General features: G+C 64.0%; 15 protein-coding genes and 1 tRNA gene. 6 read left to right on the forward strand and 10 right to left on the reverse strand.

The window, feature by feature from the left end:
- Positions 1 to 91: 91 nt before the first annotated feature.
- Positions 92 to 1,156, reverse strand: a complete 1,065-nt coding sequence (gene recA, locus F3H26_RS01845; RefSeq protein WP_149774364.1) for a recombinase RecA — start codon at positions 1,154 to 1,156, stop codon at positions 92 to 94.
- 293 nt (positions 1,157 to 1,449) lie between these two features.
- On the opposite strand from recA, the gene F3H26_RS01850 reads away from it, so the two are divergent.
- Positions 1,450 to 2,043, forward strand: a complete 594-nt coding sequence (locus F3H26_RS01850; protein ID WP_149774365.1) for a gamma-glutamyl kinase — start codon at positions 1,450 to 1,452, stop codon at positions 2,041 to 2,043.
- A 1-nt stretch (position 2,044) separates the two neighbouring features.
- Here the strand turns inward: F3H26_RS01850 and F3H26_RS01855 are convergent, their stop codons facing one another.
- From F3H26_RS01855 to guaB, 3 genes are all read right to left on the reverse strand, one after another.
- Positions 2,045 to 4,336, reverse strand: a complete 2,292-nt coding sequence (locus tag F3H26_RS01855) for a hybrid sensor histidine kinase/response regulator (protein WP_149774366.1) — start codon at positions 4,334 to 4,336, stop codon at positions 2,045 to 2,047.
- A gap of 113 nt (positions 4,337 to 4,449) precedes the next feature.
- Positions 4,450 to 5,607, reverse strand: coding sequence for an RsmB/NOP family class I SAM-dependent RNA methyltransferase (locus tag F3H26_RS01860; protein WP_149774367.1), 1,158 nt, complete (start codon positions 5,605 to 5,607; stop codon positions 4,450 to 4,452).
- Positions 5,608 to 5,640: 33 nt separating this feature from the next.
- Positions 5,641 to 7,089, reverse strand: coding sequence for an IMP dehydrogenase (gene guaB, locus F3H26_RS01865; protein WP_149774368.1), 1,449 nt, complete (start codon positions 7,087 to 7,089; stop codon positions 5,641 to 5,643).
- Between the two features lie 217 nt (positions 7,090 to 7,306).
- Between guaB and F3H26_RS01870 the strand changes: the two genes are divergently transcribed.
- Both F3H26_RS01870 and F3H26_RS01875 read left to right on the forward strand, forming a co-directional pair.
- Positions 7,307 to 9,349, forward strand: coding sequence for an ASKHA domain-containing protein (locus tag F3H26_RS01870; protein ID WP_149774369.1), 2,043 nt, complete (start codon positions 7,307 to 7,309; stop codon positions 9,347 to 9,349).
- A 24-nt stretch (positions 9,350 to 9,373) separates the two neighbouring features.
- Positions 9,374 to 10,231, forward strand: a complete 858-nt coding sequence (locus tag F3H26_RS01875; RefSeq protein WP_149774370.1) for a class I SAM-dependent methyltransferase — start codon at positions 9,374 to 9,376, stop codon at positions 10,229 to 10,231.
- 138 nt (positions 10,232 to 10,369) lie between these two features.
- On the opposite strand, the gene F3H26_RS19955 is transcribed toward F3H26_RS01875, so the two are convergent.
- Positions 10,370 to 11,065, reverse strand: a complete 696-nt coding sequence (locus F3H26_RS19955) for a hypothetical protein (protein ID WP_149774371.1) — start codon at positions 11,063 to 11,065, stop codon at positions 10,370 to 10,372.
- Between the two features lie 94 nt (positions 11,066 to 11,159).
- Between F3H26_RS19955 and F3H26_RS19960 the strand changes: the two genes are divergently transcribed.
- Entirely contained in the window at positions 11,160 to 11,747 is a 588-nt protein-coding gene (locus tag F3H26_RS19960) for a sensor histidine kinase (RefSeq protein ID WP_149774372.1), read from the forward strand.
- Positions 11,744 to 12,385: a response regulator gene (locus F3H26_RS01890; protein WP_149774373.1), complete on the forward strand. Its 642-nt coding sequence runs from the start codon at positions 11,744 to 11,746 to the stop codon at positions 12,383 to 12,385. The genes F3H26_RS19960 and F3H26_RS01890 overlap by 4 nt, the downstream gene beginning before the upstream one ends.
- Before the next feature lie 63 nt (positions 12,386 to 12,448).
- Here F3H26_RS01890 and F3H26_RS19340 read toward each other — a convergent pair whose 3' ends face one another.
- The 3 genes from F3H26_RS19340 to F3H26_RS01910 all read right to left on the reverse strand — a co-directional run bounded on the left by F3H26_RS19340 (position 12,449) and on the right by F3H26_RS01910 (position 14,781).
- Positions 12,449 to 13,210 (reverse strand): hypothetical protein, encoded by a 762-nt coding sequence (locus F3H26_RS19340; RefSeq protein ID WP_188127666.1) that lies wholly within the window; start codon positions 13,208 to 13,210, stop codon positions 12,449 to 12,451.
- A 202-nt stretch (positions 13,211 to 13,412) separates the two neighbouring features.
- On the reverse strand, positions 13,413 to 14,306 hold the full coding sequence (locus tag F3H26_RS01905) for a cytochrome c (RefSeq protein ID WP_149774375.1): 894 nt from the start codon (positions 14,304 to 14,306) through the stop codon (positions 13,413 to 13,415).
- A 7-nt stretch (positions 14,307 to 14,313) separates the two neighbouring features.
- On the reverse strand, positions 14,314 to 14,781 hold the full coding sequence (locus F3H26_RS01910) for a c-type cytochrome (RefSeq protein ID WP_149774376.1): 468 nt from the start codon (positions 14,779 to 14,781) through the stop codon (positions 14,314 to 14,316).
- Between the two features lie 86 nt (positions 14,782 to 14,867).
- Between F3H26_RS01910 and F3H26_RS01915 the strand changes: the two genes are divergently transcribed.
- Complete coding sequence (locus F3H26_RS01915; RefSeq protein ID WP_149774377.1) at positions 14,868 to 15,722, forward strand: LysR family transcriptional regulator; 855 nt, start codon at positions 14,868 to 14,870, stop codon at positions 15,720 to 15,722.
- 39 nt (positions 15,723 to 15,761) lie between these two features.
- On the opposite strand, the gene F3H26_RS01920 is transcribed toward F3H26_RS01915, so the two are convergent.
- Both F3H26_RS01920 and F3H26_RS01925 read right to left on the reverse strand, forming a co-directional pair.
- Positions 15,762 to 15,835 (reverse strand) — tRNA-Gly (locus F3H26_RS01920).
- A gap of 124 nt (positions 15,836 to 15,959) precedes the next feature.
- Entirely contained in the window at positions 15,960 to 17,024 is a 1,065-nt protein-coding gene (locus F3H26_RS01925; protein WP_149774378.1) for a methyltetrahydrofolate cobalamin methyltransferase, read from the reverse strand.
- Positions 17,025 to 17,033: the final 9 nt, after the last annotated feature.

Here is a 17,033-nt window from a genome sequence, read left to right on the forward strand (position 1 = left end):
CCCCCGCCCGCCGATAGTCCACAGGATTGCTGCACCGCGAAGGAAACAGGGCGGCCCAAAGGACCGCCCTGCCCGTCTTTGCCCCGGTCGATCACGCTTCGAGGATGTCGTCCTCGTCCACCCCGGGCGGCATGTCGAACTCCAGCCCGTGCGCGGCACGGATCTTGTCTTCGATCTCCAGCGCGATCCGGCTGTTCTCGCGCAGGTACTGCTTGGCGTTTTCCCGCCCCTGCCCGATCCGTTCATCGCCATAGCTGAACCACGAACCCGATTTCTCGACCACGCCGGCCTTGACGCCCAGGTCCAGCAATTCGCCCATCTTGCTGATGCCTTCGCCATACATGATGTCGAATTCCACCTGCTTGAACGGCGGCGCCACCTTGTTCTTGACCACTTTCACGCGCGTCTGGTTGCCGACCACCTCATCGCGATCCTTGATCGCGCCGATGCGGCGGATGTCCAGGCGGACCGAACTGTAGAATTTCAGAGCGTTGCCCCCGGTCGTGGTTTCCGGACTGCCGAACATGACGCCGATCTTCATGCGGATCTGGTTGATGAAGATCACCATGCAGTTGCTGCGGGCGATCGAGCCGGTCAGCTTGCGCATCGCCTGGCTCATCAGCCGGGCCTGCACACCTACGTTGCTGTCGCCCATGTCGCCTTCCAACTCGGATTTCGGCGTCAGCGCCGCCACCGAGTCCACCACGACCATGTTGACCGCCCCGGAACGCACCAGCGTATCTGTGATTTCCAGCGCCTGTTCACCCGTATCGGGCTGCGAGATCAGAAGCTCGTCCAGATCCACCCCCAGCTTGCGGGCGTATTGCGGGTCCAGCGCATGTTCCGCATCGACGAACGCACACACACCACCGCGTTTTTGCTGTTCTGCGATGCAATGTAGGGTCAGCGTCGTCTTGCCCGAGCTTTCCGGCCCATAGATCTCGATGATCCGCCCCATCGGCAAGCCGCCGATGCCCAGGGCGATGTCCAACCCCAGAGAGCCGGTCGAACTGGCCTCGATCTCCTGGCGGGCGCCGTCGCCCAGCTTCATGATCGACCCCTTGCCGAACTGCCGCTCGATCTGGGCCAGCGCGCTGTCGAGCGCCTTTTGCTTGTCCGCGTTTTTCTTGTCGCTCATCGTCAGAAGATCCGCCATTGTCCTGTCGCCTTCCCTTTTGTCACACCCGAAACCGGGCGGCAATCGCTGCTTTGTTCGCCCCTTGTTCCTTATGAGATCAAAAAGTGAACATTTCAACTAAAACTTTCACCATTCACTTTCGACAAAAGATGTTAACGAGACGTTTACTTGAACGGTGAATCGCGCAAAGCGCTGAGAAAGGGCGTTTTTTCTGCAATTTGCGCCTCGAATCCGGCTGCGTCATTGACCTTGCGCACATGCCCGGCCAAACATTGGCCCATCAAACGGGTTTTGCGTCGGGCAGTAGGTTCATGCTGATATTCTTCAAAGAACGGCTGGCTTTGCTGTCCGTCCCCAAGACCGGCAGCACGGCATATTTCAAATCGCTGCGGGATCGGGCCGATATCGTGGTGTCCGGCCCTCCCGATCTCAAGCACGCGCCTGTGCGCCGGTTCGACCGGTTCTTTCAGAACATTTTCTTGAAGATGTACGATACCGAACTCGAGGTCATGGCCGTTGTCCGCGAGCCTTTGGATTGGCTGGGCAGTTGGTACAGGTACCGGTCGCGGCCTGAATTGCTGGGTCACGAAAAGGCGACACATGACCTCAGCTTCGACGCCTTCGTTCAAGGCTACTTGCGCACACCGCGCCCGGCCTTTGCCGACGTGGGCAGCCAATCCGAATTCTTCAGAACGCGCAGCAATGGCCGTGGGGCGACCCATGTTTTTCGCTATGACAACCAACAGGCGATCCTCGACTTCCTGCAGGACCGTCTGGATACCGAAATCAACCTGACCCGGGAAAACGTGTCACCGAAACGCCCGATGGACATCGCGCCGCAGACCGAGCGACGGTTTCGCAAGATCCATGCGGCCGAGTTCGACCTGTACGATCGGGCCAGATGACTCAGTTCAGATGCTGCTGCACCGCTTCGGTCAGTTGCGTCAGCGAAAACGGCTTGGGCAGGAAACTTGCATCGGGCATATCCGGGCCGGACTCGCCGAAGGCACCCTCGGTATATCCCGACATGAACACCACCCGCACGTCCGGCCTGTCGATGCGCGCCTTGGAGACCCAGGTCGGGCCGTCCATGCCCGGCATGACGACATCGGTCACGAAGACATCGACATGCAGATCGGGATCTTCAAGGAGCTTCAGCGCCTCTTCGGCCGATCCGGCCTCGAGAACAGTATACCCCTTCAAGCGCAAGGCCCGGGTCGCAAAGGCCCTGACCGGCGCCTCGTCTTCGACCAGCAGAACCACGCCCTCGCCGGAATGGCTGGTGCCCGGTTCCTCGGGCCTGTGTTCCGACGGCTTTTCGGGTTCGGCCGTATTGCACACCGGCAGCAGCACGTTGAATTCAGAGCCGCGGCCTTCGACGCTGTCCACGAAGATGAACCCGCCGGTCTGCTTGACGATCCCGTAAACCGTCGACAACCCCAGCCCGGTGCCTTCGCCGGTGCGCTTCGTGGTAAAGAACGGCTCGAACACCTTGTCCAGCTTGTCCCCCGGAATTCCCACGCCGCTGTCGATGACCTTGACCGAAACGTATTCGCCGGGCGCGACGGTTGCCCGGTCACGCCTGAATTCCTCGGTCAACACGACGACCTCGGTCTCGATGCGGATATCGCCGCCATCGGGCATGGCGTCACGCGCGTTGACCACGAGGTTCATCAACACCTGCTCCAACTGACGCTTGTCCGCCCGCACGGGCTTCAACACCGGGTCGTGGCTGAGGATCAGGCGGATCTTCTCGCCCACCAATCGGTTCAGCAGGTGGATCAGATCGGATATGGTGTCGCGCAGGTCCAGGACTTCGGGCCGCAAGGTCTGTTTGCGGGAAAACGCCAGCAACTGCCCCACAAGGGCGGCCGCGCGGTTGGCGTTCTGGTTGATCTGCACCAGGTCCGCATAATCAGGATCGCTGGCGTCGTGCCGCAGCAGCAGCAGGTCGCAGTGACCTGAAATCGCGGTCAGCAGGTTGTTGAAGTCATGCGCGACGCCGCCGGCCAACTGCCCGACGGCCTGCATCTTCTGGCCCTGGACGAACTGTGCTTCCAGCGTCTTCAATTCCGTCGCATCATGCAGCACAGCCAGCAGGCCGACCTCGCCATCATTGACGACCCGCGACAGGGTGACCTGAACATAGATGTCCTTGTCCTTCCGACTCAGCCGCAGAAATTCGGAAAATGGGGAAGCTTCGCCCTGGGCCACATCCGCCAACAGTGCCGATACCGGGCGGTTCAATCCCTGCATGATCTCACCGATGTTGGTCTGGCCGACAGGAAAGTCGCCCAACAGTTTCGCAGCAAGGTGGTTGGCCTCGATGACATCTCCGGTCAGCGACAACCGCAACAGCGGCACGGGCAAGTCCGCCACCGCCGGCGCCCATCGGGCCGGTTTGATCTCGTCGATCTCGATCAGCGCCAGGTCTCGGCCCGAGTTCGTCCTCCTCAGTTCGGTGACACAGATACGGCTCACCGAATCATCTCCTTCGACGCGAACCATCCCGGCGCCTTTCGATGACCCGGCGGAAAGGGCCTGCTGCAGCGCGTCGGGGACCCGGCTCAGCAGGTCCTGCGCCAGCGGGTTCACTGCAAGCACGCTGTCCTTGTGCCCCAAAGTGACCACCGGAACCGACACATGCGCCCATTGCTGGCGCCCCGACGCCTTGATGCGCCACAAGAAAAGGCTGTTGCCCAGATCGACGGTCAGAACGGGGATGCTGGCGCCATTGCTCACGATATCTTCGGCCGCCCGGCCATGGGCCACGGCCCGCGAATGCATGCGCAGCAAGATGGGCGACGGGTTGGCGAAGACCGACCGAAGACATCGGTCCAGCCGGACGCCCGGACCGGCGTTGAACCGGCTTCGGGCCGCTGAATTGGCGATGACGATGGTCCCGTCGGAATCAGAGATGAAGCCAGGCGCGGGTTCCTTTTCCAGAAAGGCAGCCAGTATCGCCCTAGCCTTGCCGTTGGCGCGTTCCTCAAGCAAGCCCCGAAGCGCCACAAAGAAAAATACCGCCAGAAAGGACCCGCCGACCGCCAGAATGCCGGGCGTCCATTCATCAGGGATGGCCGGCAGCATCGGCAGCATAATCAGGCCCACGGCCGCCCCAAGCAATGACAACATCCGCGACCAACTGGGTAATGATCTGTCGTTCAGCCCGGGTACCGCCCCAACCGCCTGAGTCATGAAATAGCCTGTTCCAATTCGACCTCGTGCGCAGTCGGGCACACGGATGGTAAAAATCGGGTTAACACAACCTTCGGCGCCAACCACTACCCAAAGTTGTTTCCAGCTCGCGGCTATCTCGTCAAGTGAGCGGCAAAAAAACCATCGGTTCCGTGTACAACCTGCCACAATTGCCGGAACCTGCACGTCCAGCCTGCGTGATCCCCCAGAAACCGTTCGACGCGCCGATCATTCTCGACATCCAACAGCGAACAGGTGGCATAGGCCAGCACACCCTGATCGGTGACCAGCGGTGCCACCTGGTCAAGAATGCTGTCCTGAATGCCCGACAGCTCGGTCAGCCGATCCGGTGTCAAGGCCCATTTTCCGGCGGGCGCGCGGCGCCAGGACCCGCTGCCCGAACAGGGTGCGTCCACCAGCACCAGGTCGAAAGGCCCGTGCCGAGCGACCTCGTGCGGTGCCAGCAGCGTCACGCTTGTACCGGCCCTGCCCGCCCGCACCGGCAAATCCCGCATCCGGGCCGGGTTTGCATCATGGGCGAACACCTGAACCCCCGCGTGGGCCGCCATCGCCAGAGCCTTGCCGCCGCCGCCGGCGCAGAAATCCAGAACCCGCATGCCGGGCTTTAGGCCCAACTCGGCCACCACCGCCTGGCTGGCCGCGTCCTGAAGTTCGACCAGCCCGCGCGCGTAAGCCTGGCCGTTCGATACACGGCGCGCCCCCGAGACGACTTCGAGCGCGGTTGCGCAGGCCGGATGCGGGACCACCTCAATACCATCAGACCGCAGTGACGCGACAGCCGTTTCCACATCGGCGCGGGCAAGATTCACCCTCAGATGCACCGGCGCCCGCCGCTGCAGGGCGACGGCGGTGGGGCGCGCCAGATCACCGAGGGACCGCTCGAAGATCGGCCACAGCCATTCGGGGATATCATGTTCTTCGGCCTCGGTGGCAAAGGCGCGGCTGACTTCGTTGTCCCGCACCGGCGCCGGTGCGTGCCGATCCCCGGAGAAAAAATCGTCCGGCTCTTCGCCCGCCGCGCGCAGCGCGCCCAGCATCAACCCACGCCCGGTCACCGCTCCGCCGCGCGCCGCGTAGGACCGCATGCACCGGACCGCGTCGAACACGTGGTCGCGGATGGCCGCGCGATCCTTGGACCCGGCGAAGCGGCTGCGCCGCGCCCAGCCGGTCAGCGCCTTTTCGACGGGCGCACCCGACAGGATCTCGTCCAGAATTTCGATGGCGGCCTGAACCCGCGCGGCTGGTGTCATCTGCTGATCCGTTCGGGCAATCCGTTGGCGCCGTTACATGATGCGGTAGTTGGGGCTTTCGCGGGTGATCTGCACGTCGTGCACATGGCTTTCCTTCAGGCCCGCGCCGGTGATCTTCACGAACTGGCAGTTGCGCCGCATCTCTTCGATCGTGGCACAGCCGGTATAGCCCATGGCCGCCCGCAGACCGCCGACCAACTGGTGCACGACCGCGCTGGCCGAGCCTTTGTAGGGCACCTGCCCCTCGATCCCTTCGGGCACCAGCTTGTCATTGGCGGCGTCCTTCTGGAAATAGCGATCGGCCGAGCCGCGCGCCATCGCGCCCAGGCTGCCCATGCCACGATAGGATTTGAACGAACGGCCCTGGTACAGGATCACCTCGCCCGGGCTTTCGTCGGTGCCGGCGATCATCGAACCGACCATGGCGCAGGACGCCCCCGCCGCGATGGCCTTGGCGAAATCGCCCGAGAACTTGATGCCGCCATCGGCGATGACCGGCACGTCACCAGCCGCCGCCGAGCAATCCATGATTGCCGTCAACTGGGGCACGCCGACACCGGCCACCATGCGCGTGGTGCAGATCGAGCCCGGCCCGATCCCGACCTTTACCGCATCGGCTCCGGCATCGATCAGGGCCTTGGTCGCGTCTGCGGTGGCGACGTTGCCGGCGATGATCTGCACTTCGTTCGACAGGGACTTGATCCGCTTCACCGCGTCCAGCACCCCTTGGGAATGGCCGTGCGCCGTGTCGACCACGATGATGTCGACGCCCGCATCCACCAGCCGCTCGGACCGTTCAAAACCGGCATCGCCGACCGATGTGGCCGCCGCGACGCGCAACCGGCCCAGATCGTCTTTGCAGGCCGTTGGGTTCAGCACCGCTTGTTCGGTATCCTTCAGCGTCAGCAGGCCGGTCAGCTTGCCGTTGGCGTCCACGACCAGCAGCTTTTCGATCCGGCGGGCCTTCATCAGGCTGATGGCCTCTTCCCGATCGGCCGGTTCCTGCAGCATGGCCAGGTTGTCCGAGGTCATCATCGCGCGGATCGGCTGATCGTCAGACGTGGCGAAACGCATGTCGCGGTTGGTCACGATGCCGACGACGCGGCCCGCGTCATCCACCACCGGGAACCCGGTGAAGTTGTAGCGCTCGACCAAGGCCTTGGCATCGGCCAGCGTCTGATCGGCGCGCAGGGTGACGGGGTTGTAGACGATGCCGGATTCGAAGCGTTTGACCCGGCGCACCTCGCGGGCTTGTTCCTCGGCCGTCAGGTTTTTGTGGATCACTCCGATGCCGCCGGCCTGCGCCATGGCGATGGCCATGCGCGCTTCGGTCACCGTGTCCATGGCCGAGCTGAGCAGCGGTATGTTCATGGTGATCGCGCGTGTCACGCGCGTGGACGTGTCCGCCGTTGCCGGCAGGACCGACGAGGCCGCCGGAACCAAAAGAACGTCATCAAAGGTGAGTGCCTCACGAATCTGCATCTGCTAACCCCATGCAAAACCCCGTTTGGCGGTGACCCTATTGCATGGTTTCGACCAAAGGGAAAGCCCCTGCCCCGACTTGTTCGCCCACAAACCGCCGCGATGGCGCGGAAAACGACGCAAGCCGCGCAAAACCTGCCGCGGATTGGCCTTTCCCTTTGCCGCGAAACCCATATCTTGCCGCCACACGCGCGAATATTGAAAAGGCAGGCCATCCATGACCACCGATCCCCTTGTCGTCTTTACCCCTTCGGGCAAACGCGGACATTTCCCCGTGGGCACTCCGATCCTGACGGCGGCTCGGCAGCTGGGGGTCGATCTGGATTCGGTCTGCGGTGGGCGCGGGATCTGCTCGAAATGCCAGATCACGCCCAGCTATGGCGAGTTTCCCAAACACGGCGTCACGGTCCGCGAAGACGCGCTGAGCGAATGGAACGCGGTCGAGCAGCGCTATGACGACAAGCGCGGCCTGAAACCGGGCCGACGTCTGGGCTGTCAGGCCACCGTTCAGGGCGACGTGGTGATCGACGTTCCGCCCGAAAGCCAGGTGCACCGCCAGGTTGTGCGCAAGGCCGCCGCCGCGCGCGCCATCACCATGGACCCGGCCACGCGTCTTTATTTCGTGGTGGTCGAAGAACCCGACATGCACTCGCCCACCGGCGATCTGGAACGGCTGGAGCGTGCCCTGCGCGAGCAGTGGCAGATCGAGGCCGTCACTGCCGACCTGTCGCTTCTGTGCAAGCTGCAGCCGACCCTGCGCAAGGGCAAGTGGGAGGTCACGGTCGCCCTTCACAAGGGCCACAAGGACAACGTGGCGCGCATCGTCGAAATCTGGCCCGGCCTGCACGAAAACGGGCTGTACGGGCTGGCCATCGATTTGGGCTCGACCACCATCGCCGCGCATCTGACCGATCTGGAAACCGGCGAGGTCAAGGCCTCCTCGGGCCTGATGAACCCGCAGATCCGGTTCGGCGAGGACCTGATGAGCCGCGTCTCGTACGCGATGATGAACCCCGGCGGTGATCACGAGATGACCCGGGCCGTGCGAGAGGCGATCAACGATCTGGTCACCTCAATCGCCGACGAGGCCGGGATCGACCCAGCCCTGATCGTGGAAACCGTGTTCGTCTGCAACCCGGTCATGCACCACCTGCTGTTGGGCCTGGACCCGGTTGAACTGGGCCAGGCGCCGTTTGCGCTGGCCACGTCGGAAAGCGTCTCGCTGCCCGCGCGCGAGATGGATCTGACCACGATGAACCCCCGTGCGCAGGTCTACATCCTGCCCTGCATCGCGGGCCATGTGGGGGCCGACTGCGCCGCCGTGGCGCTGAGCGAAGAGCCGGGCAAGTCGCAGGATCTGGTTTTGATCGTGGACGTCGGCACCAATGCCGAGATTCTGCTGGGCAACACGACCCGCGTACTGGCCTGTTCCTCGCCCACCGGACCGGCCTTCGAGGGTGCGCAGATCAGTTCGGGCCAGCGCGCCGCCCCCGGCGCGATCGAGCGCATTCAGATCGACCCCGTGACCAAGGAACCCCGGTTCCGGGTGATCGGCTCGGACAAGTGGTCGGACGAGGAAGGGTTCGAGGCAGACATCGCCACCACCGGTATCACCGGCATCTGCGGGTCGGGCATCATCGAGGCGGTGGCCGAAATGCGCATGGCCGGCCTGCTGGACGAGAGCGGCCTGATCGGCTCGGCCGAGCAGACCGGCACCAGCCGCTGCGTCCCCGAGGGCCGCACCCATTCCTACCTGATCCATGACGCCAGCGCCGAAGGCGGCCCGCGCATCACCGTGACCCAAGGCGACATCCGGGCGATCCAGCTGGCGAAATCCGCGCTCTATGCCGGGGCGCGGCTGCTGATGGACGAGATGGGCATAGACAAGGTGGATCGCGTGGTGCTGGCCGGGGCGTTCGGCGCCCATATCTCGACCAAGCACGCGATGGTTCTGGGCATGATCCCCGACGCGCCGCTGGACAAGGTCCAAAGCGCGGGCAACGCCGCCGGTACCGGCGCGCGCATCGCGCTGTGCAACATCGCCGCCCGGGCCGAGATCGAACGCGTGGTGCGCGAGATCACCAAGGTCGAAACCGCGATCGAGCCGAAATTCCAGGAGCATTTCGTCGCCGCCAACGCCATTCCGCACAAGACCGACCCGTTCCCGGAACTGGCCAAGGTCGTCACCCTGCCCACCCCGTCCTTCAACACCGGCGGCGACGCGGAAAAAACTGGCCGCCGCCGCCGCAGAAAGGCATAGTCCGAAAAACTGCGGAGGACCCCCATGCAAACAGCAAACGAAGATCAGGCTGAATACTGGGGCAACTCCGAATCCGGCACCAAATGGCTGACCTTCGAGGACAAACTGGACCACATGCTGGCCCCGGTGCTAGACTTGGTTCTGGAGCGCGCAGACCTGACGCCCGGCCTGAGGGTGCTGGACATCGGCTGTGGCACCGGTGCCAGCACGGTCGCGGCCGCGCGCGCGGTCGGGCCCGAGGGGCACGTTCTTGGCGCCGATATCTCGGCCCCGTTTCTTGACCGTGCCGCCCAGCGTGCCGACGCGGTCGGCCTGCCCAACGCCGCGTTCCAATTGGCCGATGCCCAGGTCGCCCCGTTCGAGCCGGAAACCCGCGACGTGGCCATTTCACGTTTTGGGGTGATGTTCTTCGACGATCCCGTCGCCGCGTTTACCAATATCGCGAAGGCGCTGGTTCCGGGCGGACGGATGATCTTTGCCGCCTGGGGGCCGCTGTCCGACAACCCGTGGTTTCGGGTGCCGCATGTGGCCGCCACGGCGCATCTGGGCCACCCACCCAAATACGGACGCCACGCGCCCGGCCCGCTGGCCTTTCAGGACATCGACCGCGTCACCGGCCTGATGACCCGGGCCGGGCTGCGCGATGTTTCCGGCGAACCTGTCCCCCTGCGACTGCCCGGCCTGAACAGCGTCGAGGACACGGCCAGCCTGTGCACCCGCGTGGGGCCTGCCGCGCGGGTCATCGCGCATTTCGACGGGTCCGAGGACGACGCCCGCATCATCCAGCGCGCCGTTCAGGGCGAATTTGAACATTTCGTCGTCGATGGCATTCCCGGGCTGCCCGCGGTCATCAACCTGTTCCAGGCCCGCCGCGCCGCCTGAGGCGGCCCCTTACCGTTGCACCCAGTGCGGCCATTGCCGCATCCCGGGGGTGATCTTTTCCGACCAAGGTCCGTGGCAAAGGGCGGCCGGCCGGGCAATAGTGGGGGAAGCATGAAACTACCAAAGCCCGATCTCAGTTCAGGAACCTGGTCCCTGTCGCGCGCCTATCTTGCGGCCAGCGTCGTCGTCATGGGGACTGGCGCCATCGTGATCGGCGGCTGGGTCACGGGCCGGATCGAAGATGCGGTCGTTCAGAACTCGGCCAATTCCGCAGCCCTCTACATGGAAAGCATCCTGTCGCCGCTCAGCCAGGAACTGGCCTACGGCGACAGCCTGTCGGACCCGGCAGCGAGGGCCGTGTCCGAGCTGTTCGACCAGCAATCGATGCAAGAGCGGATCGTCTCGTACAAGATCTGGAAAAAGGGCGGGCTGATCGCCCATGCGTCCGACCCGGACATCATCGGACGCACGTTCCCCCCCACCGACGATCTGAAACGCGCCTGGTCGGGGCAGATCTCGGGTTCGTTCGAGGAACTGGACCGCGCCGAGAACCAGGCCGAAGCCGCGATGGGCCTTCCGTTGCTGGAAGCCTACAGCCCCATCCGCGAGATCTGGTCCGGCGAGATCATCGCCGTCGGCGAATTCTACCAGCGCGCGGATCAGTTGCAGACCGACCTGATGCAGGCCAGACGCACCAGTTGGCTGGTGGTGGCCACGACCTTCGGGCTGAGCACGCTGATCCTGTACCTGATCGTGGCGGTCGGCGACCGGACGATCCGCACCCAGTCCGACCTGTTGAAGGCCCGTCTGGCCGAAAGCCAGAAGATGTCGCAACAGAACGCCGACCTGCGCGCGCGGGTGATCGAGGCGTCGGACCGATCCACCGCCCAGACCGACCGCTTTTTGCGCAAGCTGGGTGCCGAACTACATGACGGCCCGGCCCAATATCTGGCGCTGGCGGCGTTGCGGCTGGATTCGGCCTTTCCCCCAGGACGGGTCCGGCGACAAGGTCGCCCACGAGGTTCACCAATCGATTCAACGCGCACTGAGCGAGATCCGCGCCCTGTCCCGCGGGCTGGCCGCCCCCGACATCGAGGCGCTGGACCTCGAAGACGCAATCGTGCTCGCCGCCAGCGACCGGTCGGTTCCCGGCACGCACGCCCCCGAGCTGTCGATCAGCGGCGACGTGACGCCCGCGTTGTCCTACGCCGAAAAGCTGTGCGTTTTCAGGTTCGTGCAGGAGGCCCTGTCGAATGCGGCCCGTCACGCCAAGGGGGCGAAATGCACCGTGACCTGCGCATCAAGTCCCGACGAGCTGTCGGTGACGGTCGCAGACGATGGGCCGGGGTTCGATCCGTCAGATGCCATCAAGCTGGGCACCGAGGGCGGTCAGGGCCTTTTGGGGCTGCGTGACCGGGTGGAAAGCACCGGCGGGCGTTTCGAGATCAAAACCGCCCCCGGCGCGGGAACAACGATCAAGATGACTTTGTTTCACAGGCAAGCGAGGCCGAGATGACCAGGACAATCGTATTGGCGGACGATCACCCGATTTTCCGGGACGGATTGCGCAGGACATTGGAGGATTCGGGCGAATTCAAGGTGCTGGCGGCCGGCGAGAGCGCCGACGAGGCCGTGCAACTCACCCAAAGCCACAAGCCCGACCTCGTCATCCTGGACCTGTCCATGCCGGGCGGCGGGATTGCCGCGACGCGGCAGATCGCGGCGATGGAGGACCCGCCCCGCATTGCCATTCTGACCGTTTCCGAGGACAGCAACGACGTCGCCGACGCGCTGGAGGCCGGGGCGACGGGCTACATTCTCAAGGGCGTCACAGCCGGCGCCCTGACCGGATCGCTGCACAGCATCGCCGCCGGTGAAGGGGTCGTGTCCCCCGGACTGGCCGCACGGGTGCTGTTCTCGATCGGAAAAGGCAAGGCCAAGGATACCGAACCTGACGGGCTGAGCGACCTGACGTATCGCGAAGAAGAGATTCTGCGCCGCGTGGCCAAGGGGCTGAGCAACCGCGAAATCGCCGATGAGCTGAAGCTTCAGGAAAAGACCGTAAAGCATTATATGACAAGCATTCTGTCCAAGCTGCACGCGCGAAACCGGGTCGAGGCGGCGCTGATCGCCCATGACGCCTGGAAAACCTGACGCCCAACGGATGACGGCCCCCGGAATTTCCGGGGGCCGTGCCTGGTTTGCCGGGCGGGTTGCTTAGTTGGTGATCGCGTTCAACCGCTGCATATCGGCCGAGGTCGCCGGGCGTTCGACCACCGTTCGATTGTAGGGATCCTTCAACTCGTACCGGCCTGCCTCGATTTCCTCTTTCCAGCCATTGGTATAGCGCACCTCGATATTGCCGCCCTGACGTTCCACCTTGGCCGGCCGGCCACCGGCGCCGTTGCCACTGGACGGCACGCTGTTGATGGTCACGCTGTCGGCCAGTGAACGCAGTCGCGTCACGTCCGCGCCGGTCGCCGGTCGCTCCTCGACCGTGCGGTTCTGCGCGTTCTTGCGCTCATAGCGCCCGTTCTCGATTTCTTCCTTGGTGCCGTCCGAATAGCGAACCTCGACACCGCTGGCGCTGGTTTCGATCTTGGTCACGCGCACCGGACCGTTGCCCGATCCCGACGCGGCCGCGGATCCGCCGCGTTTGCTTTTGCCGCTGCGGGACTTGTCGTCTTCGTCGTCGTCGCTGTCATCATCGCGGTCGTCGTCGCTGTCGTCATCGTCGTCGCGGTCGTCGTCGCTGTCATCATCCCGATCGTCGTCCCGGTCGTCATCCCGATCGTCGTCGCGGTCGTCGTCCCGGTCGTCGTCACCATCCTTGCCTTTTCCGCTTTTTGCAAAAGCATAGGAGGGATCCACATGGAAACCGGAGTCGAAGTCAAAACTCAGTGAATAGGGGCTGGCGGCGAAGGCCGACGCCAGGGCGGCGGTGCTCAACAACCTTGCGATTTTCGATTTCACGCTCATCTCGATATCCTTTCCTGTCCAGGCGCCCCTCTTGACGCCATTGAGAAAAAGCTAGCAGGCTGGGGAAACGGCAACATCGGCCCATGGTCGGACGAATTTTCGGCCCTTGGGACACTGCCCGACAGGTCTTTCTTCCGAACAAGCCTCCGAACAGGAGCATACGTACCGGCCCGACGCCGAGACAACGCAACTTCGATGTCAATCAATCACGCGATTGAGGGATGGCCTTCAGGTAGCTGGCGATGGCCAGACGATCTGCGTCGCTCAGTTTCGCGGTATTCAGCACCACCTCGGCCATCTCGCCCCCGGCACTGTCATAGTCCGGCGTGAACCCGGACTTCAGATACTCGGCGATATCCGCTTCGGACCAGTCCAACTGATCGGGGGCCAGCCCCGGGATGCGTCCCTTGCCGCCGGGATTCGGCGCCCCTTGCAGCCATTTCGACAGGATCAACCCGCCCAGGGCGTTGCGCGGGGTATGGCATTCTCCGCAATGACCCAGCGCCTCGACAAGGTAGCGGCCGCGCTGCTGCTGGCCGGACAGATCCCCGTCCACGATCCAGCCTGATCGCAGAAACAGCAGCTTCCACCCTCCCAGAGCCAACCGCAGATTGAACGGAAAACCTACCTCGTGGGTTGCGCTGGGCGTGGCGTCGGCGGGAAGGCTCATCAGGAAGGCATGCAACGAGACGACATCCTGCGGCGCCATCCTGACGTAGGACGCATAGGGGAAAGCGGGGTAATAATGCTGGCGGTCCGGACTGCTGCCATGCCACAGCGCGCCGGCCAGATCGACGGGCGTCCAATCGCCGATCCCGTGCGCCGGATCACTGGATATGTTGGGCGCGACGAAGGTGCCGAACGGCGTGGAAAACCTGCGCCCACCGGACAAGACCAAGCGGGCCTCGCCTTCGGCCCCGGGTGCCGAATGGCAGGCCGCGCAGCCGGCGGCATGAAACACCTGTTCACCCTGCGCAATATCGGGAACCAGGCCGCTCAACACTGCCGGATCAGCCAAACGCGGGCGGGTCACGAAAAGTCCAGCCCCCACGATCACGGCCGCACAGGCGGCGGCCGTGACACCCCATTTTCGCATTCCGCTCTTACTCCTTGGGCGCGCGATAGGCCTTGTGGCATGCCGAACACGCCCCGCCCAGAGGCCCCATCGCGGCCTTCAGGGCATCAAGGTCCTGCCCAGCGGCCGCCTGCATGGCAACAGCGGCTTCGGCCAGGGCCTGCCCCTTGGCACTGACATCAGGGAAGTTCTGCCAGATCGCCGGCAAGGCACGCGAAGACGGATCGGCCGCATTGTCGGTTCCGGCCGGCCACATCGCCGACTGATCGACTTGGGTCAGCGTGGCCAGATTGCTCGCCGCCGCCGCCGCGGCCTCGGCATTGTATTCCGCCTCGCCTTTGGCCATGGCGCCCAACTGGCCGATGTTGAACGCATAGAGCGACATCAGAGACTGCCGCGCCTTCACCGCGGGATTCTTCGCCTCTTGCGCCATGCTGGTACCTACGATCGCAACCGTCAGAAGCCCGGCCGCCGCAAAGGAAAGATATTTGGTCATAATTCTGCTCCCTGATTGAACGGGTTCAGACTAGCTTGAATAAATTTTCTTGTAATTGTTTGATATTTTGCTGACCTTGTTCATTTATGAACAAGGAAAATTGGGATGACATCCGCTACGTGCTGGCCGTCCGTCGCCATGGCTCATTGAACGCCGCGGCAACGGCCCTGAACGTTACGCATGCCACGGTCCTGCGCCGGGTCGCCGCGTTCGAGCAACGCCACGCCTGCCATCTGTTCGGCAAAGCCACGTCCGGCTATGCACCCCGCCCCGAGACTCAGCAGATCTTTGCCGCAATGGAAGATGTCGAAAACGCGGTTTTGGCGCTGGATCGGACGATCGCAGGGGCCGACCGGTCGCCGGTGGGAAAAGTGCGGATCGCTTCGACGGACAGCCTGTGCCAGATCGTGCTGCCAGGTATTTTGCGTCGCATCTCGGAACGGTTTCCGGGGTTGGATTTCACTTTGCTCAGCAACAACACGCACCATGACCTGACCCGCCTGACGGCGGATATCGTGGTGCGCCCGTCCCCCGGGTTGGATGGCGGGCTGACCGGTTTGAAGGCCGGCGCACTGCGCTTTGCCGTATATCACGATGGCACGCCCGGCCAGAAATGGCTGGCCCTGCAAGGCGCGCTGGACAAGTCGAAGCCCGCGCAGTGGATGGCGGACAACATCGCGCCCGCGTCCATCATCAGCGGCGCCGACAGCTTTCTGGTCCTGCGGCAGATGGCTGCCGAAGGAGCGGGCCGGACGTTCCTGCCGACCTTCGTCGGAGACGCCGAGCCCAGACTGCAGCGCGACCCCGAAACGCCCCCTGGGATGACCGTGCCGCTATGGGTCGCCATGCTGGAAGAGATTGCCCACACCCCCAGGTTCACGCTGGTGCGCGACCAACTGCTGGCACGTTTGAAGCCGCTGTTTGCAGCAGAGCGGACCTGACGCTCAAACGAACGACCACATTGCCAAAGCGGGAAAATCTGGAGCGGGTAGCGGGAATCGAACCCGCGCGTTCAGCTTGGGAAGCTGACAGGCTACCATTACATCATACCCGCCGCAGAGGCTGAGATAGCACCGGATGGGGGCCGGGATCAAGCGGCGATCTACAGGAAAGACGCTTTGTTGCCACAGAAAAAGGCCGGGCTGAATGCCCGGCCCCGGAACAGCGTCAAACCCCCATCAGGCCCGGCGGCGGCGGCCACCGCCCCGACGGCCGCGCGCGCCCTCGTTTTCGGTGCCTGCGGCATCGGCCGGCTTGTTGAACTTGATCCACTCGCCGCCATGCGGGTCGTTGTTGGTCAGCAGGTTGGCGGCGCGGATGGCCTCCATCTCCTTGCCGGCGCGCGGCTTGGTCGAGCCCAGCCCGAACATCTGAACGAAGGTTTCGTCGTCCATGCCCTCGGGCAGGATGATACCCGCCGCCGCAACCTCGGCCTTTTTCTCGGCGATCTTCTTCTGCGTCACCGGCAAGGCCACCGGGTTCATGATGGCCGAGGTCATGCCCGCGCCCATCGCCATCGGCAGGAAGGCGTTGTTGATGCCGTGGCGGTTCGGCAGACCGAACGAGATGTTGGACGCGCCGCAGGTGGTGTTCACGCCCAGCTCTTCGCGCAGACGGCGCACCAGGGCAAAGACCTGAAGCCCCGCAGTCGCCATCGCGCCGATCGGCATCACCAGCGGGTCCACCACGATATCATGCGCCGGAATGCCAAAGTCGGCCGCGCGCTGGACGATTTTTTTGGCCACCTCGAACCGCACGTCGGGATCTTCGGAAATGCCCGTGTCGTCGTTCGAGATCGCAACGACCGGCACGTTGTATTTCTTGACCAGCGGCAGCACCAGTTCCAGGCGGTCCTCCTCGCCGGTGACCGAGTTCAGCAGCGGGCGGCCTTCGGCGGCCTCCAGCCCGGCCTCCAACGCGCCCGGAACCGAGCTGTCGATGCACAGCGGCACATCGACCAGGCCCTGCACCAGCTCGACGATTTTGGTCATCAGCGGCGGCTCGGTCTCGTTCGGGTTGGGGTTCGAGTTGTAGACCACACCCGCGTTGATATCGAGCACGGTCGCCCCGGCCGCGACCTGCGCCAGCGCGTCCTTCTCGACGGTCGAGAAATCGCCCGCTTCCAGCTCGGCCGCCAGCTTCTTGCGGCCGGTGGGGTTGATCCGCTCGCCGATCACGCAGAACGGCTGATCGAAGCCGATGATCGCGGTTTTGGTCTTTGATTCTACGACTGTACGGGTCATGTCCGGTCC

This window comes from Ruegeria intermedia, assembly GCF_900129345.1.
Lineage (GTDB): Bacteria > Pseudomonadota > Alphaproteobacteria > Rhodobacterales > Rhodobacteraceae > Ruegeria > Ruegeria intermedia.